Consider the following 20,454-nt stretch of genomic DNA (forward strand, 5'->3'; position numbering starts at 1 on the left):
GACGGGAGGGACCCGCAACCTCCGCCTCGTCTCAGTCGATCCGCATCGCGTCCGCCACCAGCGCTTCCGCCTCGATCAGCAGCGCGTCGTCGGCCGATCCGGTCGATACCTTCTCGCGCCCGATCAGCGTCAGCACCGGCACCGCGAGCGGCGTCACCCGGTCGAGATCGACGTGCAGCATCGTCTCCGCGGCGCGGTCGAGCAGGCCGGCGAGGCGGCCGACGTCGGTCATCCGCGCCCGCGCATCGTCCCAGGCGGCCTGGAGCAGCAGGTGCGTCGGTTCGTATTTGCGCAGCACGTCGTAGATCAGGTCGGTCGAGAAGGTGACCTGCCGCCCGGTCTTGCGCTTGCCGGGATGCTGGCGTTCGACGAGGCCGCCGATCACCGCGACTTCGCGGAAGGCACGCTTGAGCAGATGCGACTGCTGCACCCAGTCGACGAATTCGTGTTCGAGGATATCGGGGCTGAACAGGGCGGCGGGATCGGTGATCTTGTCGATGCCATAGACCGCAAGCGCATAATCGTTGGCGACGAAGCCCAAGGGCTTGAGCCCCTGCGCCTCCATCCGCCGGGTGATCAGCATGCCGAGCGACTGGTGCGCGTTCCAGCCTTCGAAACTATAGGCGACCATGTAATGGCGCCCCTCGCGCGGGAAGGTCTCGACCAGCAGCTGGCCGGGGCGGGGCAGTGCCGAGCGCTTCGCCTGGAACTCCAGCCAGTCGCTGACGTCCTTGGGAAAGCGCGGCCATTCGGACGGGTCGGCGAGGAAGCGGCGCACCCGGTCGGCGAGGTTGGTCGACAGCGGCATGCGGCTGCCGCCATAGGTCGGTATACGCGCGGGCTTGGACGAGGCGCGGACGATCAGATCCTCGGTATCGATCTTCTGCACCTCGCAGCTCAGGCCGGCGAAGAAGAAGGTGTCGCCGGGGCTGAGCTGCGCGGCGAAGCCTTCCTCGACCTTGCCGAGGTTGCGGCCATTCTTGAAGCGGACGTTGAGCATCGTCGCCTCGACGATGATCCCGGCGTTGAGCCGGTGCTGCGTGACGAAGCGCGGATGGCTGACCCGCCACAGCCCGTCCGCCTCCTGCGTCAGCCGCTTGAACCGGTCATAGGCCTTGAGGCTATAGCCACCGTCGCGGATGAAGCCGAGCACGCGCTCGAACGTCTCCTCGGTCAGCGCCGAATAGGGCAGCGCCGAACGCACCTCGTCGAGCAGCGCCGCCGCCTCGAACGGCGCGGCGCAGGCCATCGCCATGACATGCTGGGCGAGCACGTCGAGCGCACCGGGGCGGAACAGGTCGGGGTCGAGCTCGCCCGCCTCGACCGCATCGAGCGCGGCGCGCGCCTCGAGATATTCGAAGCGGTTGCCGGGGACGAGGATCGCCTCCGACGATTCGTCGAGCCGGTGGTTGGCGCGGCCGATCCGCTGGAGCAGCCGCGACGATCCCTTGGGCGCGCCCATCTGGATGACGCAGTCGACATCGCCCCAGTCGACGCCGAGATCGAGGCTGGCGGTCGCGACCAGCGCCCGCAGCCGGCCCGACGCCATCGCGCCTTCCACCTTGCGCCGCGCCTCCAGCGCGAGGCTGCCGTGATGGACGCCGATCGGCAGGCTCATCGTGTTGACCTTCCACAGATCCTGGAAGATCAGCTCGGCGAGGCTGCGCGTGTTGCAGAAGATGATCGAGGTCTTGTGCGTCTCGATCTCCGCCATCACCTGTTCGGCGGCGTAGCGGCCGGAATGGCCGGTCCACGGCACCCGATCCTCGGGCAGCAGGATGGCGATATCCGGGTCCGCGCCGGCCTCGCCCTGGACCATCGCGACCTGATCGATATCGCCGTCCGGCGCCAGCCAGGCGCGATAGCCGTCGGTATCGGCGACCGTCGCGGAGAGGGCGACGCGGCGCAGCCCGGGGCTGATCCGCTGCAGCCGCGCCATGCACAGCGACAGCAGGTCGCCGCGCTTGCCGGTGGCGAAGGCATGGACCTCGTCGACGACGATCGTCCGCAACCCTTCGAACATCGTGACGCTGTCGGGATAGCTGAGCAGCAGCGACAGCGATTCGGGCGTGGTCAGCAGGATCTGCGGCGGCTTGACGCGCTGGCGCGCCTTGCGGTCGCTCGGCGTGTCGCCGGTGCGCGTCTCGACGCGCAGCGACAGGCCCATCTCGTCGATCGGGGTGACGAGATTGCGCTGGATATCGACCGCCAGCGCCTTGAGCGGCGAGACGTAGAGCGTGTGCAGCCCCTCGCCCGGCGCCTCGATCAGCTCGGCGAGCGTCGGCAGGAAGCCGGCGAGCGTCTTGCCCGCGCCGGTGGTGGCGACGAGCAGCGCATGCCGTCCGGCACGCCCCTCGCGCAGCATGTCGAGCTGATGCCGGCGCGGCCGCCAGCCGCGGGCGGCAAACCATTGGGCGAGCGGCTGGGGAAGATCCATCGCCGCCTATGTAGGGAGCGCGGCGGGGCGGGGGAATGCCGGGTGGTGATCGGGCGATCGTCGCCCGACAGCAGCGTCAGGCCGTGCGCGACGGCACCCGGTGCCATGCTGGCGCGTAATAGCCGGATGGCACGATTGGGCGACTGGCTGGAACCGCATCCGCACGGCATCTACGTGCGCCCCGCCGATGCGTGGATCGACCCGTCCGAGCCGGAGGCGCGGGCGCTGGTGACGCATGGCCATGCCGACCATGCGCGCGGCGGCCATGGCGCGGTATGGGCGACGCCCGAGACGCTGGCGATCATGGATGCGCGCTACGGCGAACAGGCGGGCCACCCCGTCGCTTATGGCGAAAGCCTGACGATGGGCGAGGTCGAGGTCGGTTTCGTCCCCGCGGGGCATGTGCTCGGCTCGGCGCAGATCGTGCTCGACTATCGCGGCGAGCGCGTCGTCGTCTCGGGCGATTACAAGCGCCGCGCCGACCCGACCTGCACGCCGTTCGAGCCGGTCGCCTGCGACGTCTTCGTCACCGAGGCGACCTTCGCGCTGCCGGTGTTCCGCCACCCCGATACCGGCGACGAGATCGACAAGCTGATCGTGCGGCTGCACGCCAATCCCGACCGCTGCGTGCTGGTCGGCGCCTATGCGCTGGGCAAGGCGCAGCGGGTGATCGCCGAATTGCGCGCACGCGGGCATGAGGCGCCGATCTATCTGCACGGCGCGTTGCAGCGCTTGTGCGACCTGTATGTCGAACATGGCGTCCGGCTCGGCGAATTGCGCGCCGTCGCGGGGGCGAGCAAGGCGGAGATGGCCGGGCATGTCGTGATGTGCCCGCCCGGCGCGCTCAACGATCGCTGGTCGCGGCGACTGCCCGACCCGATCACCGCGATGGCGAGCGGCTGGATGCGGGTGCGCCAGCGCGCGCGCCAGAAGAACGTCGAGCTGCCGCTGATCCTGTCCGATCACGCCGACTGGGACGAACTGACCGACACGCTTGCCGAGATCGCGCCGCGCGAGGTGTGGGTGACGCACGGCCGCGAGGAGGCGCTGGTCCATTGGTGCCAGCAACGTCAGATCAAGGCGCGGGCCCTCGCGCTGGTGGGGTTCGAGGATGAGGATGACTGAGGGGGCGATCGTCGCGCCTGCGCGATGACCGTCAATCCGATCCCTGAAGCGCCTTCGCCCGCCGGCGCTGCACCGAGCTGCCGATCCCCATCGCCTCGCGATATTTGGCGACGGTTCGGCGCGCGATGTCGAAACCCTTGGCCTGAAGCAGCTCGACCAACGTATCGTCGGACAGGATCTTCGCGCCCTCGCCGGCGATCAGCGCGCGGATCGCGCTCTTCACCGCCTCCGCCGACACCGCATCGCCGCCGTCCGCGGCCTGGATCGCCGAGGTGAAGAAATATTTGAGCTCGAACACGCCGCGCGCGCAACTCAGATATTTGTTGCTGGTGACGCGGCTGACCGTCGATTCGTGCATCTCGATCGCCTCGGCGACGCGGGCGAGGGTCATCGGGCGCAGGTGGGAGACGCCGTGGAGGAAGAAGGCCTCCTGCTGTTTGACGATCTCGGTGGCGACCTTGACGATCGTGCGCTGACGCTGGTCGAGCGCCTTGATCAGCCAATTGGCCGAGGCGAGCGCCTCGGACAGCCACGCCTTGCCCGCCTTGTCCTGCGCGCCATGGCTGAGCTCGTGATAATAGCGGCGGTTGACCAGCACGCGCGGCAGCGTCGCGGCGTTGAGTTCGATCCCCCAGCCGGCCTTGGTGCGCATCACGAACAGGTCGGGGACGACGCCGAGCGCGGGCTCGCCGCCGTAGCGGCAGCCGGGCTTGGGATCATAGCCGCGCAGCTCGCGGATCATGTCCGCCATATCCTCGTCGTCGACGCCGCAGATCCGCTTGAGCCGGGCGAGATCGCCGCGCGCGAGCAGGTCGAGATGGTCGAGCAGTCGCGCCATGCACGGATCGTAGCGATCCGCCTCGCGCGCCTGGAGCGCGAGACATTCGGCGAGGTTGCGCGCGCCGACGCCGGTCGGGTCGAGCGTCTGGATATGCGCCAGCACCTGCTCGACGCGCGCCAGCGGGGCGCCGAGCCGCGTCGCGATGTCGAGCAGCGGCACGGTGAGATAGCCCGCCTCGTCGAGCTGGTCGATGAGATGCTGGGCGATGAACCAGTCGGCGGCGTCGACCACCGCGCCCGCCTGTGCGAGCAGATGGTCGGCGAGCGTCGCATCCTTCTGCGCGAAGGAATCGAAGTCGGGCGCGTCCTCGCCGCCCGCCCCGCCGCTGCCGCCGGTCGCCGACAGCGCGCCGTCGAAGCCGCCGCCACCATCGGCGACGCTGTCCTGCTGATGGCTTTCGGTGGCGTAATCGACGTCGAGCGGATCGGCGGCGGCGGCGCCACCGACCAGCTCGTCGGCGCCGGCGGGCTCGTCGCGCTCGACGCGTTCGGGGCGGACGACCTCGTCGGTCTGCGCCGCCTCGAGCAGCGGATTCTTCTCGACCTCCTCGGCGATGAACCCCTCGATCTCGAGGTTGGAGAGCGCGAGCAGCTTGATCGCCTGCTGCAATTGCGGCGTCATCACCAGCGACTGCGACTGGCGCAGGTCGAGACGCGGGGCGAGGCTCATACTGCCCTCTCCCTATGACAGGGGGAGGGAGCCGCCGGAGGTGGCGCAAGGGTGAGCGCAGACGTCGCTCGTGTTCCGCACCGGCCCTCACCCCGCGCCGCTTCGTGGCTTGCCCCTCTCCCGCCGGGAGAGGGGATGGGGGCGTACCGCTCCCACATCGTTACAGCGAAAAGCCCTCGCCGAGGTACAGGCGGCGGACGTTGGCGTCGGCGACGAGTTCCTCGGGGCTGCCGGCGAACAGCACGCGGCCGTCGTAGATGATATAGGCGCGATCGACGATATCGAGCGTTTCGCGCACGTTGTGGTCGGTGATCAGCACGCCGATGTCGCGCCGCTTGAGGTCCTTCACCAGATCGCGGATGTCGGCGATTGAGATCGGATCGATGCCGGCGAACGGTTCGTCGAGCAGCATGATCGACGGATCGGCGGCGAGCGCGCGAGCGATCTCGGCGCGGCGGCGCTCGCCGCCCGACAGCGCCATGGCGGGGCTGGCGCGCAGCCGGGTGAGGCCGAATTCGTCGAGCAATTTGTCGAGCTTGGCGGTGCGCGCCGCGGGATCGGGCTCGGACAGTTCGAGCACCGCGCCGATATTCTTCTCGATCGACAGGCCGCGGAAGATGCTCGTCTCCTGCGGCAGATAGCCGAGGCCGAGGATCGCGCGGCGGTACATCGGCAGGCGGGTGATATCCTCGCCGTCGAGCATGATGCGGCCCGAATCGGGTTTGACGAGGCCCATCACCGAATAGAAGCAGGTCGTCTTGCCGGCCCCGTTGGGGCCGAGCAGCCCGACCACCTCGCCGCGATCGACCGAGACCGACACGTCGGTGAGGACGACGCGCTTGTCATAGGATTTGGCGATCGAGATCGCCTGCAGGCCGCGATTGGCAGGCGGCTCGTGGATCGCTTCGGCGCTGTGCAGGTCGGTAACGGCGGCGTCCATGTCCATCGACTCGATGCCTCGCATCAAAGAGTTAGCAAAGCCTTGGCAGGCTTCGTGCATAGCCGCCGCGTCATGGCGCGCCGCGACGCGCGAGGGAAGACCCTTTAGGTCGCGGCCGGCGCACCCGGCGCGGGTGCGTGCCCCGCGCGCGCCGGACGGAAAGGCTTGCGATCAGTTGCGCTTAGGGACCGAGAAGGTGCCGGTGACGCGGCCGCTCGGCGCGGTGGTGGTGGTCGCGCCGGGAGCGGCGCCGCCCGCGCCGCGGACCGAATTGCCGTCGATCACCGCGCGGCCGGTATCGAGATTGATCGTCAGGCGGCCGCCGTTCACCGTATTGCCGCCCTGCGTCAGCGTCACCGCGCCGAGCATGGTGATGACGCGACGGTTGAGGTCGTAGATCGCATATTGGCTCTTGCCCGTCTGATCGGGGCGACGGACGACGACGCCGCCCGAGGCGTCGATCCGCGACACCTGCGGGCTGCCGCCGATGATCGCGCCGGTCGTCGCCACCGTCATCCGCGCGGCGTTGAGCGTCATTTCCGCCTGCTTGACCGCGACGTTGCCGGTCAGGATGGTGCGGTGCTGCTTGTCCTGCAACTCGATCGTATCGGCGCCGAAATCGATCGGCGCGTTCGAATTGTGCGCGCTCTGCGCCGCCAGCGGCGTGGCGAACGACGCCGCGACCAGGGACAAGGCGACGACCGGAGCGGCGGGGAAGGGCTTGCGCATGGCCGGCTATTTCGTCTTTCGCGGCACGATCCGCAAGCGGGCATTGCCGCTCAGGCGGACGGTGCGGCCGTCGAGATCGGCGCTCAGCCGATCGGCGCTGAACGTGCCCTGCGGCACGGTGCCGGTGACCTTGCCGTCGCTGCGCATCGTCTTGGCCTTGAGATCGACCGTCGCATCGCTGGTGTCGATGCGATAGCCGTTGGCGGCGCGCACCGCGATCGGGCCGTCGACCTTCATCTGTTCGGTGTTGAGGTCGTAGCGACCCTGATCGGCGCGCAGCGTCGCCGGCCCGTCGGCGAGCGCGAGATCGGCGGTCATGCCCTTGATCTGGACGATCGGCACGCTGCTGCTCTGCTGCACGGCGCTGCCGGCGTTGAGCGCGAAGGCCTGGCCCTTGTCGTCCTGCCCACGATAGGTCGCCGCCTGCAGCTTCAGCCGCTCCTTGGCGACCTCGACCTTGTTCTTGTCGAGTACGAACGAGACTTCGTTGGCGGCGGTGAGCGGGGCAAGCACCAGAAAGGCGGCGAGCACGCCGATGCCGATCGGCAGTCCGGTGTTGAGCAACGTGACGATCCGGTCCTGCCGGCCGCCGGGCGCGGCCCAACGCTGCCGCGCCGAGCGGATCGGGCGCGCCGTCGCGCTCACCGGACGCGCCTACGCATGGGCGAAGATGTCGATTTCCGGCCAGCCCGCGAGGTCGAGCGCGGCGCGGGTCGGCAGGAAGTCGAAACAGGCCTGCGCCATCGCCATCCGCCCCTCGCGCTCCAGCCGCCGGTTGAGCTCGGCCTGGAGGCGGTGGAGGTAGCGCACGTCGCTCGCCGCATATTCCTTCTGCGCGTCGGACAGGTCGGGCGAGCCCCAGTCGGACGATTGCTGCTGCTTGCTGAGCTCCTGGCCGAGCAGCTCACGCACCAGCTCCTTGAGGCCGTGGCGATCGGTATAGGTGCGGATCAGCCGCGACGCGATCTTGGTGTCATAGGCGGGCGCGGCGACGATGCCGAGGTAATGCCGCAGCGCGGCGATGTCGAACCGGCCGTAATGGTAGAGTTTGACGCGCGCCGGATCGGCGAGCAGCGCCTTGAGGTTGGGCGCGGCATAGTCGCTGTCGGGGCCGAAGCGGACGAGATGCTCGTCCGGCCCGCCATCGGACAATTGCACGACGCAGAGACGGTCGCGCGGCGTGATCAGCCCCATCGTCTCGGTATCGACGGCGATCGACGCGCCGGGGGCGAAGACATCGGCGGGGAGGTCTTCCTCGTGGAAGTGAACGGTCATGCGCCCGCCCTACGCTGCAACGTCGCGATGCTCAACGGTTAAGCGTCGACGCGCGGCAGGCCGGCCCGGGTGCGGCACGGCGTGCCGGATCGGCGACGATGCGGCAATATTCGCGCAGCCATGGGACAATAACGCGACGATTTCATTCGCGGGGACTTGTTTTCTGCGCTATGGCGATTCCCAAGGCGCAATAGGTTTCGCGCCCGAGGGCTCGCGTTCGTCGTCCGGCGCACGGGTTCTTGTCACGGATTGGATGCGGGCGAACCGGGAAGACGAATAGGGTTATGGGTTACGACAAAGGTGGCCGCGGCAATCGTGGCGGACGTGGTCGCGACAAGCGCGACGATTTCGGTGGCGGCAGCAGCGATTTCGGTGGCGGCTTCGGCGGCGGCGGTTTCGGCGGTGGCGGCTTCGGTGGCGGTGACCGCGGCGGCTTCGGTGGTGGCGGCTTCGGCGGCGGCGATCGCGGCGGCTTCGGCGGCGGCGGCGGCGGGTACCGTGGCGGCGGCGGTGGCGGCGGCTTCGGCGGCGGCGGTGGCGGCGGGTTCAGCGGCGGTGGCCGCGGCATGCCCCCGCAGGTTGTCGGCGAAGGCACGGGCGTCGTAAAGTTCTTCAACGCGCAGAAGGGCTTCGGCTTCGTCGTCCGTGATGACGGCGGCGAGGACGTGTTCGTGCACATCTCGGCGGTCGAGCAGGCGGGCATGAGCTCGCTCGCCGAAGGCCAGCCGCTCGGCTTCACCCTCGTCGACCGCGGCGGCCGCATCTCGGCGACCGAGCTGAAGATCGACGGCGAGCCGATGGCGGTGACCGAGCGTGCGCCGCGCGAGCCCCGCGAAGGCGGCTTCGGCGATCGTGGCCCGCGGGCCGGCGGTGCCGGTGGCGCGCCGCAGCGTCAGCTGACCGGCGAGAAGGCGACGGGCGTCGTCAAGTTCTTCAACGCGATGAAGGGCTTCGGCTTCATTCAGCGCGACGATGGCCAGCCCGATGCGTTCGTTCACATATCGGCGGTCGAGCGTGCCGGCATGGCGACGCTCAACGAGGGCGATCGTCTCCAGTTCGAACTCGAAGTCGATCGTCGCGGCAAATATGCCGCGGTGAACCTCTCGGCCGCGTCGTAACGGTCCCGACCCGATCAGTGAAAGGCCCGGCTCCGCAGATCGCGGCGCCGGGCCTTTTGCGTTTCGGCATAGGACAGGCGATAGGCGTGGCGTGCCGGACGGGCGGATGTGAGGATATGCAGGTGGTCAAGCTGACGCTGGTGGTGGGGCTGATCGGGGCGCTCGGCGCGTCGGCGTGGCATGTCGCGGCGCCGACGCCTCAGGCAAGCGTCCCGCCGCCGTCGGCCGCCGCGCCGCCACCGGAAACCGGCACCCCGGTCTATGCCGCCAACGTCGTCGCGCGCTTCCCGCACGATCGCGATGCCTTCACCGAGGGGCTGCTGTTCTGCAACGGCACGCTCTACGAAAGCACCGGCAAGGAAGGCGCGTCGGACATCCGCCGCGTCGATCTCGCCACCGGCAAGGTGCTCGCGCGGGCGCGGCTGACGCCCGATCTGTTCGGCGAGGGGATCGGCTGCTGGAAGAACAGCCTGCTCAGCCTGACGTGGAAGACCGGGATCGGCTTCCGCTGGACGCTGCCGACGCTCAAGCGGGTCGGCGCGCCGTTCCACTATACGGGTGAGGGTTGGGGGATGACGAGCGACGGCGGTTCGCTGCTGCTCTCCGACGGCACGCCGACGCTGCGGCGGATCGACCCCGCCGGCTTTACCGAGCGCGGCCGGATCGCGGTGACGCTCAACGGGCGGCCGCTCGCCAAGCTCAACGAGCTCGAATTTGTCGGCGGCCGTATCCTCGCCAACGTGTGGATGACCGGCTTCATCGCGCGGATCGACCCGGCGAGCGGACGGGTCGACGGCCTGATCGACCTGCGCCCGCTGATCGCCGAGGTACAGGCGAGCGACCCGGACGCGGTGCCGAACGGCATCGCCTATGACGCCGCGCACGACCGGTTGTTCGTGACGGGCAAATACTGGCCGACGCTGTTCGAGATCAAGATCGGCGAAGAGGTCGGCCGGGCGAACTGAGGCGCGCCGGATCGGCTGACGGCGACGTGCCCCTCACGTCACCAGCTTGCGCAACGTCTCGATCCGGTCGGCTTCCGCCGCCGGTTTGTCGGTGCGGATGCGGGCGATGCGGGGGAAGCGCATCGCGACGCCCGATTTGTGGCGGGTCGAGCCGTGGATCGAATCGAACGCGATCTCCAGCACCAGCGACTTCTCGACCTCGCGCACCGGGCCGAAGCGGGCGAGCGTGTGGCGGCGCACGAAACTGTCGAGCATGCGCAATTCCTCGTCGGTGATCCCTGAATAGGCCTTGCCGACCGGCAGCAATTCGCCCTCCTCGGTCCAGCAGCCGAACGTATAGTCGCTGTAATAGGAGGAGCGACGCCCGTTACCGCGCTGCGCATACATGATGACGCAATCGGCGGTGAGCGGATCGCGCTTCCATTTGTACCACAGGCCGGCACGACGACCACCGACATAGGGCGAGTCGCGGCGCTTGAGCATCACGCCCTCGATCGCGGCATCGCGCGCACCGGCACGGATCGCCTCCAGCTCGGTGAAGCTCGCCGCGGTGATGACCTGGCTGATGTCGAAGCGATCGCGGTCGAGCCGCGGCACGAAGGCTTCGAGCCGGGCCCGCCGCTCGGTCCACGGCAGCGCGCGCAGATCCTCGTCGCCGTCGAGCAGGATATCGTAGAGGCGGACGAAGGCGGGATATTCGGCGAGCATCTTCGCCGACACCTGCTTGCGGCCGAGTCGCTGCTGGAGCGCATTGAAGCTCGCCGCGCCGCCGCCATCCTCGAGCGTGCCGCCCTGCACCTCGCCCTTGACGAGCAACTCGCCGTCGACCGTGCCGGGGGTGGTGAAGGCGGCGGCAACGTCGGGGAAGCTGGCGGTGACGTCGTCGCCGGTGCGGCTGTACAGGCGGGTCTGGCCGGCGACATGGACGATCTGGACGCGGATCCCGTCCCATTTCCATTCGGCGGCGTAATCGGCGAGATCGACCTGCGCATCCTCCAGCCCGTGCGCGAGCATGAAGGGGCGGAAGACCGGGACGTTGGCGGCGGTCGGCTGGTCGCCCTTGCCCTCCGCCCAGGCGAACAGGCGGGCATAGGGCGGGGCGAGACCATGCCACACCTCCTCGACCACATCGACGTCGAGTCCGAAGGCCTGCGCCAGCGCCGTCTTGGCGAGTCGCGCGGAGACACCGATGCGCAGGCCGCCGGTCGCCATCTTGAGCAGTGCGAACCGTTCCTCGGCATCGAGCCGGTCGAGCATCGCGGCAAGGACGCCGGGCGCATCCGAGCGCGACAGGTGGCGGAGCGCGTCGATCGCCGCGCTGATCGACAGCGGTGGCGCCGGGGCCGGGGGCACCACGGGGGCCGGCCAGAGCAGCGCCACCGTCTCGGCGGTGTCGCCGACGTAGTCGCGGCTCATCCGGAACAGCACCGGGTCGACGCGCGCCTCGATCAACGCGCGGATCTGTGCCGGCTTGACGCCGGGCAGGTCGAGATCGCCGGTCAGTGCCGCCATCGCCCAGCCGCGGTCGGGATCGGGCGTGGCGTGGAGATAGTCGACGATCAGCTTGAGCTTGGCGTTGCGCCCGCGCGTGTAGATGAGCGAATCGAGGAGCGCGGCGAAAGCGTGCATGACCGGGAAACGCGCAGGGAGGGCGTTCCGCTCCGTCGACGGCGGGTGGATGATACACCCGCCGTCGCGACGCCTCAGCCCTTGCGGCTGGCCTCGAACAGGAACCAGGCGCGCTCTTCGGCCTCGTCGGTCCAATCGTCGACGATGCCGCTAGTGGCATTGTCGCGTGCCGCGTCCGCGGCATCCTTGACGACGCGGAAGCCCTCGACGAGCTTCAAATTGTCCTCGCGCAGTTCGGCGAGCATCGACGCGGCGTCGACGAAGTCGAGGTCGTTGTCGACGATCGACTGGCGGCGGCTGATGTCGCCGATCGAGCGCAGCGTCGTATTGCCGGTCTTGCGGACGCGTTCGGCGATCGCATCGGTGACGCCGAGGATCTGCGCCGCCTGATCGTCGAGCAGCAGGTGATAGTCGCGGAAATGCGGGCCCGAGACGTGCCAGTGGAAGTTCTTGGTCTTGAGGTACAGCGCATAGCAGTCGGCGAGCGACGCGTTGAGCGCGTCCGCCACCGAGCGGGTGTTGCTGAGATCGGTCGGCGTGCTCAACGCCGGGTTGATGTCGGCCATGTCAGTCTCCGTGAATGGGATCGTTGCGGCAACGATCCGATAGCGCAAACGCTCCGCACGGTGGGGCCATTTTGGTGATGTCGATGATCGACGGCTCAGATCAGCCGCAGCGCGCCGAGCCCGAGCCAGAGGGCGACGAGGACGAACAGGATCCCGACGATGCGACGGGCGGGAGCGAGCGGCAGGCGCCGCCAGTCGCGCTCGCCGAGGATCGCGGCAGGGGCGATCACCGCCAGCGATCCCAGCATCGCGCCGACCGCGGCGAGCCAGGGGAGGGCGGCACGCGCGGCGAGCGCGACGACGATGAACTGGATGCCGTCCCCGAAGGCGAGGATGAACAATCCGGCGGCGCTGGTGGCGAAGCCGCCGATCCGCCAGCCGGCGAGCCGTTCGGGCGCTTTCGCCGGCAACAACGCACCGCCACCCTGCAACAGCAGCGCGAGCGCAAGGAACAGCTGTTTCGCCTCGGGTGTCAGATGCGGCGCGAGCCACGCGCCCGCCGCGGCAGCGATCAGCCCGGCGGCGAGCAGCGCCAGCGCGGCCGCGAGGATGACGCGCAGCGGCATGCGGTAGCGATCGGCGAGGATCGCAGCGAGCGCCGCCGGACGATCGCCGATCTGGGCGAGCGCCGCCGCGACCAGCGCCGCCATCAGCGCGTCCAACGATCGTCCCCTATGCTATGCCGATCCGTCTGCATGTCCCGCCCCCTGTGACCGCGCGACCATGGGCGCGGACGGTAAGCGGCTGGTTAAGGGGACAGGATCGTGCCGTCGACGGTTGACTTTGCCGCGCCTATCCGCCATGCGCCGCGACTGATCGAGCGGCGGCGTTGGTGCTGCCGCTCTCCTTGTTTTCAGGATTTGGGGCTCATGGCCAAGCCGACTACCGTCAAGATCAAGCTCGTCAGCACCGCCGACACCGGCTTCTTCTACGTCACCAAGAAGAACCCGCGGACGAAGACCGAGAAGCTGAGCTTCAGCAAGTATGATCCCGTCGTGCGCAAGCACGTCGAGTTCAAGGAAGCCAAGATCAAGTAACCCTCGCGGCGGCGTTCTGCCGTCTGCGGGTGATGATCGCAATGCCGCCGGCGCCACGGGTGCCGGCGGCATTGCGCATGTCCGCGGGATGCTTGCACCAGCGCCTTGATTCGGGCGTGCTTCGGACACCTTGCGTTCATCTTCTTACGGCATAGCGGCGTCTGGCACCGGATCGTCCGGTTGCCCTGTATCGCGTCACTACGGGCTAAGGGCGGTGGTCTCCACGGGAGGGCGCCGCCCTTGGTTTTTGGGTCGCGGAACCGCAGCGGCGTCGGGTAGTTTTCTACCATGCTCGCAGCATCTGGCCCTTTTCGGGGGGCAAGGGCTACGAAGCGCGCGACGCCCTGTCGATGCCCCGCCGGCTCGGCAGGGCGTCTTCATATGCGCGCCCGCGCAGCCGGCGCCGGCCCGCTCCCCCTACAGCAACGCGTTCACCGCTTCCATGAAGCGCGCGAGGCTGATCGGCTTGGAGACGTAGGAGCGTGCCCCGGCGGCACGGATGCGATCCTCGTCGTCGCGGCCGGCATAAGCGGTCACCGCCATCACCGGAATCGCGCGCAGCTGCTCGTCCGCCATCAGTTCGAGGATCAGCTCATAGCCGGTGACGTGCGGCATCTGGATGTCCATGATGATGAGGTCGGGAACCAGCTCGCGCGCGCGGGCCACCGCCTCGCGGCCGTCGCGCACCGGCTCGGCCGCGATGCCGTGGGCCCGCAGCAGATCGCAGAACAGTTTGAGGTTGAGTTCGTTGTCCTCGACAACGAGTACCCGTTTCGCCACGTGCGTCACCACCCTTCCAAGATCGGACGATAGGCAATGCGCGCACGCGATACAAATCTCCCGGATGCCGACGTGCTCGGCCTGCAGGCGCTGGTCTGGACGATCGGCGAGCCGGACCGCGCCGACCGGCTGATCGCGGTCACCGGCCTCTTCCCCGACGATCTGCGCGCACGTGCCGGCGAGCCGGCGGTGCTGGCGGCGGTGATCGCCTATCTCGAATCCTACGAACCCGATCTGATCGCCTGCGCGGAGGCGCTCGGCGTCTCGCCCGAGGCGCTGGTCGCCGCCCATGCGATGCTGGAGGCCCGATGAGACCGCTGCTGATCACCGATTGCGACGAAGTGCTGCTGCACATGGTCAAGCATTTCGGCGCCTGGGTGGGCGAGGCGCATGATATCGACTTCACCCCCGACGGCGAGGATTTCGCCAACAGCCTGCGCCGCCGCGACGGCGGTCCGGCGCCGACCCGCGACGAGATGTGGGCGCTGCTCGGCGGCTTCTTCCCGGCGGAGATGGACCGGCAGACGCTGGTGCCGCACGCCGCCGAGGCGCTGGCGCAGCTCGCGACGCAGGCGGATATCGTCGTGCTCACCAACATCACCGATGCGTGCAAGCCGGCGCGGATCGTGCAGCTCGCCCGCTTCGGCATCGCGCATCGCGTCGAGTGCAATCAGGGCGGCAAGGGTGAGCCGGTGGCGCGGCTGCGGGCGGAATATGGCGACCCGGTGACGGTGTTCGTCGACGATCTCGCCACGCATCACCAGTCGGTCGCGGACCATGCGCCGGCGGTCCACCGGCTGCACATGGTGTCCGAACCGACGCTCGCGCCGCGGGTGCCGCCGGCGCCGTTCGCGCATGCGCGGATCGACGACTGGCGTGAGGCGGGCGCTTGGATCGCCGCGCGCTTCGCGGCGGGGGTGGGGGCGGACGCGTAGGCGGGGGCGATCCTCCCTCAGCTTCGTCATCCCGGCGCAAGCCGGGATCCATGGACACGGCGCCATCGCCGTCGCGCGCCGCCGCCAGCCACCCGCCTCCATGGATCCCGGCCTGCGCCGGGATGACGAAGGGGGTGGGACAGGCCGCCGCATGAGGAGCGAACGACTCCCATCGCCGCCAAACGCACCCGTTCCACCGGCGCGGCAAATCGGCTAGACGCACCCGCCATCTTCCCGAAAGGACTTCGCATGACCACGCACGTCGATCGCAAGCTTGAGGAGCTCGGCCTGTCGCTGCCCGAGGCGGCGGCACCGGTCGCGGCCTATGTGCCGGTGGTCGAGGCGGGCGGGATGCTCCACCTGTCGGGGCAGTTGCCGTTCAAGGCGGGACAGCTCGTCACCGGCCGGCTCGGCGACGGCGTGTCACTCGAGGACGGACAGGAGGCGGCGCGGCTGTGCGGGCTGATGATCGTCGCGCAGATCAAGAAGCATCTCGGCGGCGACCTGTCGCGGGTCAAGCGGATCGTCAAGCTCGGCGTGTTCGTCAATTCGGCCGCCGATTTCACCGATCAGCCCAAGGTCGCCAACGGCGCGTCGGAGCTGATGGTCGCGCTGTTCGGCGAATCCGGCAAGCATGCGCGCAGTGCGGTCGGCGTACCGGTGCTGCCGCTCGGCGCCGCGGTCGAGGTGGATGCGATCATCGAACTGGCCTGACCCCTGCCCAAGCGCGGTTCATGACCTATATCGGCGGGCGATGACCCTATCGTCCTTCGCCGCATGAGCCCGCTTGCCGCCCGCCTTGTCGACGGGGTCCGCGCGATCCCGGCCGAGCAATGGAATGCCTGCGCCGGCACCGCCAACCCCTTCGTCCGCCACGCCTTCCTCGCCGCGCTCGAGGAATCGGGCAGCACCGGCGGACGATCGGGGTGGCAGCCGATCCCGATCGTCGTCGACGATGCCGCCGGCGTGCCGGTGGCGATCGCCCCGGCCTATGCCAAGAGCCACAGCCAGGGCGAATATGTCTTCGACCATGCCTGGGCCGACGCCTGGGAGCGGGCCGGCGGCCAATATTATCCCAAGCTGCAGGTCGCCGCGCCGTTCAGCCCGGTGCCGGGGCCACGGCTGCTGCTGCGCGATCCCGGTGCCGCGCCGGCGCTGATCGCCGCGCTGGAGGCGGTGACCGACCAGCATGACCTGTCGTCGGCGCATGCCACTTTCGTCAGTCCCGATCAGGTCCCGGCGTTTGAACAGGCCGGCTGGCTGATCCGCGAGGGGACGCAATTCCACTGGGCGAACGACGGCTATGCCACGTTCGACGATTTCCTCGGCGCGCTCGCCAGCCGCAAGCGCAAGGCGATCCGCAAGGAACGTGCCGCTGCGGTGGAGGGGCTGACCATCCGCCACCTCAGCGGCGCCGAGATCCGGCCGGAGCATTGGGACGCCTTCTGGACCTTCTATCAGGATACCGGCAGCCGCAAATGGGGGCGGCCGTATCTGACCCGCAGCTTCTTCCCGCTGCTCGGCGCGGCGATGGGCGACGACGTGTTGCTGATCCTCGCCGAGCGCGACGGCCGGCCGATCGCCGGGGCGCTCAACCTGATCGGCGAGGAGACGCTCTACGGCCGCTATTGGGGCTGTACCGAGGAGGTGCCGTTCCTCCATTTCGAGCTCTGCTATTATCAGGCGATCGACGCGGCGATCGCGCGCGGGCTCAGGACGGTCGAGGCGGGGGCGCAGGGCGAGCATAAATTGGCGCGCGGCTATGTGCCGGTGCCGACCTGGTCGGCGCATTATATTCCCGACGCGGGCTTCCGCCGCGCGATCAGCGACTTCCTGGTGCGCGAGCGTGCCGCCGTCAGCGACGAGCAAAGCTATCTCGCCGAGCTTGCGCCGTTCAGGAAGCGCGGGGGATAAGCCGCCGCCGCGGCGGCAGCAGATCGGGATCGAGCGTCACCTTGGGCCGGCTGCGATCATCGATCCGGTAGAGCACGTCGCGGCCGCTCCGCCAGATCGGGGTCAGGCCGGTGAGGTATTCGGGCTCGACCGGTGCCGGATTGATCAGCCAGACATAGTCGAAGGCGTCGCGCGGCAGATAGGCGAGCGAGACGCGCAGCGGCCGCCACCATTCGCCGCGACAGCGCCGGTCGGTGACGAGCTGCGAGGGATCGTGCGCGAAGGCGCCGGCCGGCGTATAGCGGACGGTGAGCAGCTGCCCGCCCGCCATCGACCATTGGTCGTTGGCATAAGCGATGCGGCGTTCGAGCGCGATGCCGGCGGCATGTTCGAGCCGCGAATAGAGCCATTCGTCCCGGCAGGTGCGCCCGACCATGGTGAGCAGCCGCGCGCCCTTGGGCACGCGGTCGAGCGCGGCGAGCGTGCGGTCGTATTCCGCATCGAACATCCCATAGCTCACCGTCGTCGCGACGAGCCGCGCGCCGAAGAAGGCGAGGCCGAGCGCGGCAAGCGTCGCGGCGCCGCGGAACGACAGGCCGCGCCGCGGACGCAGCGCGATCAGCGCGATCGCGATGACGAACGGCGCCAGCCGCATGTCGGCATAGGCCGAGCCGAAGACGATGCGCGGCAGCAGCACGAAGATCGCGCTGAGGAACAGCGCCGAGAGCAGCAGGTTGCGCGAATATTCGATGCGGTCGTCGCGCATCCCCTTGAACAGGATGACGAACAGGATGGTCGCCGAAGCGAGGTCGAACGCCATCCAGCGATCGCGCAGCACCATGATGATCCAGTTGACCTTGGCGCGCCAGTTGAACCAGTCCATCGTCTTGCCGGTGACGTGATCGCCCGACCGCCACAGCACCATCATCAGGAAGGGCAAGGCAAGCGGCAGGCAGCCGATCGCGGCGCGCGCCCAGCTCTCCGCCCAATGCCCGCCCCCTCCCGGCACATCAGGCCCGTCCTTGCGCAGGTCGTGCTGGCGGATCATCTCGGCGGAGAAGGCGAGGATGCCGAGCACGCCCCAGCCGAAGGTATGGCAGACCCATAAGGCGCAGGACAGCGGCACGAACAGGATCGCGCGCAGCCGCAGGCTGCCGAGCCGCCCCATCCGCAGCCACAATGCGAACAGGTTGAGCGCCAGCGCCATCGACAGCGCGAAATTGACGAAGCCGAACTGGAACGGATAGCTGTAGGCGAGCGGCAGCGCGAACAAGGCGGTGGCGGGGATCCGGCCGTGCACCTCGCGCGCGATCCACAACAGGCCCGAGACGGTCAGCGCCGGGATTGCCATGACGATCAGCTTGACCGCCAGCTCGAGCCCGAAGATCGGCGTCAGCGGCTCGATCAGCAGGTCGACGCCGAGATTGCCGATCAGCGCCCAGCGGAAATCATACCAGTCGGCGAGCCAGGGATAGGCCGCGCCGTCGAGCTGGACGCGATAGCGCCCCATATGGCCGGGCAAGTCGACCAGCGGCGGGATGTCCGGCCACCATAAGGGAATCGTCGTCGCGATCACCATCGCCACGACGAACCAGCGCGTTTGCCACCAGTGCAGCTTATGCCCCTGCATCCGACCGCCTTACGCGGGCGGAGCGCCCCCCGACAAGCGGTTCCGCGCGATGATGCGGGCGCCGTCCGGCAAAACGGCGACGGTGGCGAAGCCGGGCAGGGTGCCGCGGGCGAGCGCGGCGGCAGCGCTGCCGCGGCGGTGCGCGCCGGGAAGGGCCGCGCAGGCGAGCAGATAGTGCGCGCCGAGCCGGTCGGCGGTGGCGGCGGCAACGCCTGCCGGCGCGGCGTAGAAGGCGTAGACCGCGCGCAGTCCGGCGCCGTCGCGATGATAGGGGGCGGCGAGCACGGTGTCTTGCGTGCCGCCGATAATCCACGCCCCGGCATCGACCGGCGCGATCACGCGCCCCGGCGGCAGGCGGTCGAGCGTCGCGATCATCGCCGGCGCACCGCAATCGCCGCGACCGACGCTCGCCTCGCCGGTCGGCGAGGGCAGGGCTCGGGCGGCGAGCGGGTAGAGGATGCCGGCGGCGGCGAGCCAGCTCGCGACCAGCGCCGCCGGACCGCTGTCACGCGCCGCGGCGACCATCGCGGCGAGGGCGGGTGCGGCGAGCAGGGCGGCGGGATAGGCGCCCCGCAGCTGCACCGCGGTGATCGCGAGCGCGCCGGCGAGCAGCAAGGCGATCAGCTCCCAGCCGGGACGTGTCTCTGCCGCCATGCCGCTCGCGGTGTCTCCGGGCGTTCCCCTGTGCGACGCGAGGCCGCGGCGGCGGGCCATCTGCCATAGGGTCGCCGCGAAGCCGACGAGCGGCAGCCCGGCATAGCCGAAGCTCGTCGCGACGGGCGCCGACCGGATCGACTGCGCCTCGCCGACCTGATTCAGCCAGAGCGCGGCGATCCGTGGATCGACCGCGCCATAGGGATGCAGACATTGCGGCGACAGGGCGAGCCCCAACGCGACGGCGCCGCCGCCGAGCGCGATCACCGCGACCCAGCGGAGCCGGTGACCGGTCAAGAGCCGGTCGAGCAGCGCCAGCAGCAGCACCGCGCCGGCGGGCGCCAGGAACGCGCGCCAGGCGATGCGGGTTAAGCCGTCGCAGGCCGGATAGGCAAAGTCAGCGCTCGCGAACAGCGCGCGGCCGACGATCAGGGTGAGGAGCAGGCCGAGCGCGAAGGCGGCCAGCGTCGCGCCGGCGACGCGGTGCCGTGCCCATCCCGCGACGAGCCAGAGGCCGGCGAGCGCGAGCAGCGGCGCGGTCTCCAGCCCGACGATCAGGCTCGCCGCCGTACAGCCGCCGGCGAGCGCCGCGCCGCACGCATCGCGGGCGAGCAGCCCGGCGATGCCGGCGAGCAACAGCACGAGCTGCAAGCCGTGATGATCGATCCGCCCCGGCAGGAAGACCGTCGTCGCCGGATAGGCGAGCGCGGCAATTACTCCGGCGGTGGCCGCGACCCGCTCCCCGCCCAGTCGCCGGGCGATACGGATGACGAGCCGCAGCGCGACGGCGAACAGTACGATCGGCCAGACGGTGACCGCGATCACCTCGGCGGTGTGGCTGCCGAGCAGCGGCCGCAGCGCAACGATGATCGCCGCGGGGCCGAGATCGGCCAGTCGCGTCCAGTGCATCGGCAAGCCGCCCGCGAGGCGATGCTGACGCAGATCGCCGAATGGTTGACCGGCCAGCCAGTCGCGAATCTGCGCGAGCCGCATCACGTCGTCGGTATCGGGCAGGCGGAGCTGCCCGAGATCGGAGCTGGCGCGGATCGTCCAGACGAGGCCGAGCAGCAGCGCCAGCACGGCTGCGATCAGCGTATCGGATCGGAGCCGCCGGGCCATGGCGGCGATTGTGCGGGGAGGGTGGTTAAGGCGGGTTTAAGGGCGGTGACGAGGCGCCAGGCGGCGGTCACGCCACGTTACCCCTTTGGGGCCGCCGCCTGGGACAGGCTGG

At 69.5% G+C, this 20,454-nt stretch carries 20 protein-coding genes; 8 read left to right on the forward strand and 12 right to left on the reverse strand.

What is annotated here, in order from left to right; genetic code table 11:
• Nucleotides 1–31: 31 nt before the first annotated feature.
• Nucleotides 32–2,437, reverse strand: coding sequence for a ligase-associated DNA damage response DEXH box helicase (locus PBN85_RS03545; RefSeq protein ID WP_271300178.1), 2,406 nt, complete (start codon nt 2,435–2,437; stop codon nt 32–34).
• A 126-nt stretch (nt 2,438–2,563) separates the two neighbouring features.
• On the opposite strand from PBN85_RS03545, the gene PBN85_RS03550 reads away from it, so the two are divergent.
• Complete coding sequence (locus PBN85_RS03550) at nt 2,564–3,562, forward strand: ligase-associated DNA damage response exonuclease (protein ID WP_271300830.1); 999 nt, start codon at nt 2,564–2,566, stop codon at nt 3,560–3,562.
• Between the two features lie 31 nt (nt 3,563–3,593).
• Here the strand turns inward: PBN85_RS03550 and rpoN are convergent, their stop codons facing one another.
• The 5 genes from rpoN to PBN85_RS03575 form a co-directional block, all read right to left on the reverse strand.
• Nucleotides 3,594–5,072 (reverse strand): RNA polymerase factor sigma-54, encoded by a 1,479-nt coding sequence (gene rpoN, locus PBN85_RS03555; RefSeq protein WP_271300179.1) that lies wholly within the window; start codon nt 5,070–5,072, stop codon nt 3,594–3,596.
• A gap of 160 nt (nt 5,073–5,232) precedes the next feature.
• Complete coding sequence (lptB, locus tag PBN85_RS03560; protein ID WP_271300831.1) at nt 5,233–6,012, reverse strand: LPS export ABC transporter ATP-binding protein; 780 nt, start codon at nt 6,010–6,012, stop codon at nt 5,233–5,235.
• 171 nt (nt 6,013–6,183) lie between these two features.
• Nucleotides 6,184–6,741 carry an LptA/OstA family protein gene (locus PBN85_RS03565; protein ID WP_037536790.1) on the reverse strand — a complete coding sequence of 186 codons (558 nt, stop codon included), beginning with the start codon at nt 6,739–6,741 and terminating at the stop codon, nt 6,184–6,186.
• Nucleotides 6,742–6,747: 6 nt separating this feature from the next.
• Complete coding sequence (gene lptC, locus PBN85_RS03570) at nt 6,748–7,386, reverse strand: LPS export ABC transporter periplasmic protein LptC (RefSeq protein WP_037536787.1); 639 nt, start codon at nt 7,384–7,386, stop codon at nt 6,748–6,750.
• A gap of 9 nt (nt 7,387–7,395) precedes the next feature.
• Nucleotides 7,396–8,016: a ribonuclease D gene (locus tag PBN85_RS03575; RefSeq protein ID WP_271300180.1), complete on the reverse strand. Its 621-nt coding sequence runs from the start codon at nt 8,014–8,016 to the stop codon at nt 7,396–7,398.
• A gap of 284 nt (nt 8,017–8,300) precedes the next feature.
• Here PBN85_RS03575 and PBN85_RS03580 point away from each other — a divergent pair, with 284 nt between their 5' ends.
• Together PBN85_RS03580 and PBN85_RS03585 are read left to right on the forward strand one after the other, a co-directional pair.
• Entirely contained in the window at nt 8,301–9,134 is an 834-nt protein-coding gene (locus PBN85_RS03580) for a cold-shock protein (RefSeq protein WP_271300181.1), read from the forward strand.
• A gap of 116 nt (nt 9,135–9,250) precedes the next feature.
• Nucleotides 9,251–10,099, forward strand: coding sequence for a glutaminyl-peptide cyclotransferase (locus tag PBN85_RS03585; protein ID WP_037534918.1), 849 nt, complete (start codon nt 9,251–9,253; stop codon nt 10,097–10,099).
• Nucleotides 10,100–10,132: 33 nt separating this feature from the next.
• Here PBN85_RS03585 and PBN85_RS03590 read toward each other — a convergent pair whose 3' ends face one another.
• From PBN85_RS03590 to PBN85_RS03600, 3 genes are all read right to left on the reverse strand, one after another.
• Nucleotides 10,133–11,728 carry a cisplatin damage response ATP-dependent DNA ligase gene (locus PBN85_RS03590; protein ID WP_271300182.1) on the reverse strand — a complete coding sequence of 532 codons (1,596 nt, stop codon included), beginning with the start codon at nt 11,726–11,728 and terminating at the stop codon, nt 10,133–10,135.
• A 74-nt stretch (nt 11,729–11,802) separates the two neighbouring features.
• Nucleotides 11,803–12,294, reverse strand: a complete 492-nt coding sequence (locus PBN85_RS03595; protein WP_271300183.1) for a Dps family protein — start codon at nt 12,292–12,294, stop codon at nt 11,803–11,805.
• Between the two features lie 95 nt (nt 12,295–12,389).
• Nucleotides 12,390–12,956, reverse strand: a complete 567-nt coding sequence (locus tag PBN85_RS03600; protein WP_271300184.1) for a TMEM165/GDT1 family protein — start codon at nt 12,954–12,956, stop codon at nt 12,390–12,392.
• A gap of 207 nt (nt 12,957–13,163) precedes the next feature.
• Between PBN85_RS03600 and rpmG the strand changes: the two genes are divergently transcribed.
• A complete protein-coding gene (rpmG, locus tag PBN85_RS03605) occupies nt 13,164–13,331 on the forward strand; it encodes a 50S ribosomal protein L33 (protein ID WP_017977469.1) in 168 nt (55 codons plus the stop codon).
• 417 nt (nt 13,332–13,748) lie between these two features.
• Here rpmG and PBN85_RS03610 read toward each other — a convergent pair whose 3' ends face one another.
• Entirely contained in the window at nt 13,749–14,111 is a 363-nt protein-coding gene (locus PBN85_RS03610; RefSeq protein ID WP_037534955.1) for a response regulator, read from the reverse strand.
• 36 nt (nt 14,112–14,147) lie between these two features.
• On the opposite strand from PBN85_RS03610, the gene PBN85_RS03615 reads away from it, so the two are divergent.
• From PBN85_RS03615 to PBN85_RS03630, 4 genes are all read left to right on the forward strand, one after another.
• Nucleotides 14,148–14,423 (forward strand): DUF3572 domain-containing protein, encoded by a 276-nt coding sequence (locus PBN85_RS03615; protein ID WP_037534922.1) that lies wholly within the window; start codon nt 14,148–14,150, stop codon nt 14,421–14,423.
• Nucleotides 14,420–15,046, forward strand: a complete 627-nt coding sequence (locus PBN85_RS03620; protein ID WP_271300185.1) for an HAD family hydrolase — start codon at nt 14,420–14,422, stop codon at nt 15,044–15,046. Before PBN85_RS03615 ends, PBN85_RS03620 begins: the two co-directional genes overlap by 4 nt.
• 249 nt (nt 15,047–15,295) lie before the next feature.
• Nucleotides 15,296–15,760 (forward strand): RidA family protein, encoded by a 465-nt coding sequence (locus tag PBN85_RS03625; RefSeq protein ID WP_037534924.1) that lies wholly within the window; start codon nt 15,296–15,298, stop codon nt 15,758–15,760.
• Nucleotides 15,761–15,823: 63 nt separating this feature from the next.
• Entirely contained in the window at nt 15,824–16,960 is a 1,137-nt protein-coding gene (locus tag PBN85_RS03630; protein ID WP_271300186.1) for a GNAT family N-acetyltransferase, read from the forward strand.
• Here PBN85_RS03630 and PBN85_RS03635 read toward each other — a convergent pair.
• On the reverse strand, nt 16,941–18,569 hold the full coding sequence (locus PBN85_RS03635) for a hypothetical protein (RefSeq protein WP_271300187.1): 1,629 nt from the start codon (nt 18,567–18,569) through the stop codon (nt 16,941–16,943). The two genes, PBN85_RS03630 and PBN85_RS03635, sit on opposite strands and share 20 nt — an antisense overlap.
• Nucleotides 18,570–18,578: 9 nt before the next feature.
• Entirely contained in the window at nt 18,579–20,342 is a 1,764-nt protein-coding gene (locus tag PBN85_RS03640) for a hypothetical protein (protein ID WP_271300188.1), read from the reverse strand.
• Nucleotides 20,343–20,454: the final 112 nt, after the last annotated feature.

Source organism: Sphingomonas sp. CV7422 (assembly GCF_027945725.1).
GTDB lineage: Bacteria > Pseudomonadota > Alphaproteobacteria > Sphingomonadales > Sphingomonadaceae > Sphingomonas > Sphingomonas kyungheensis.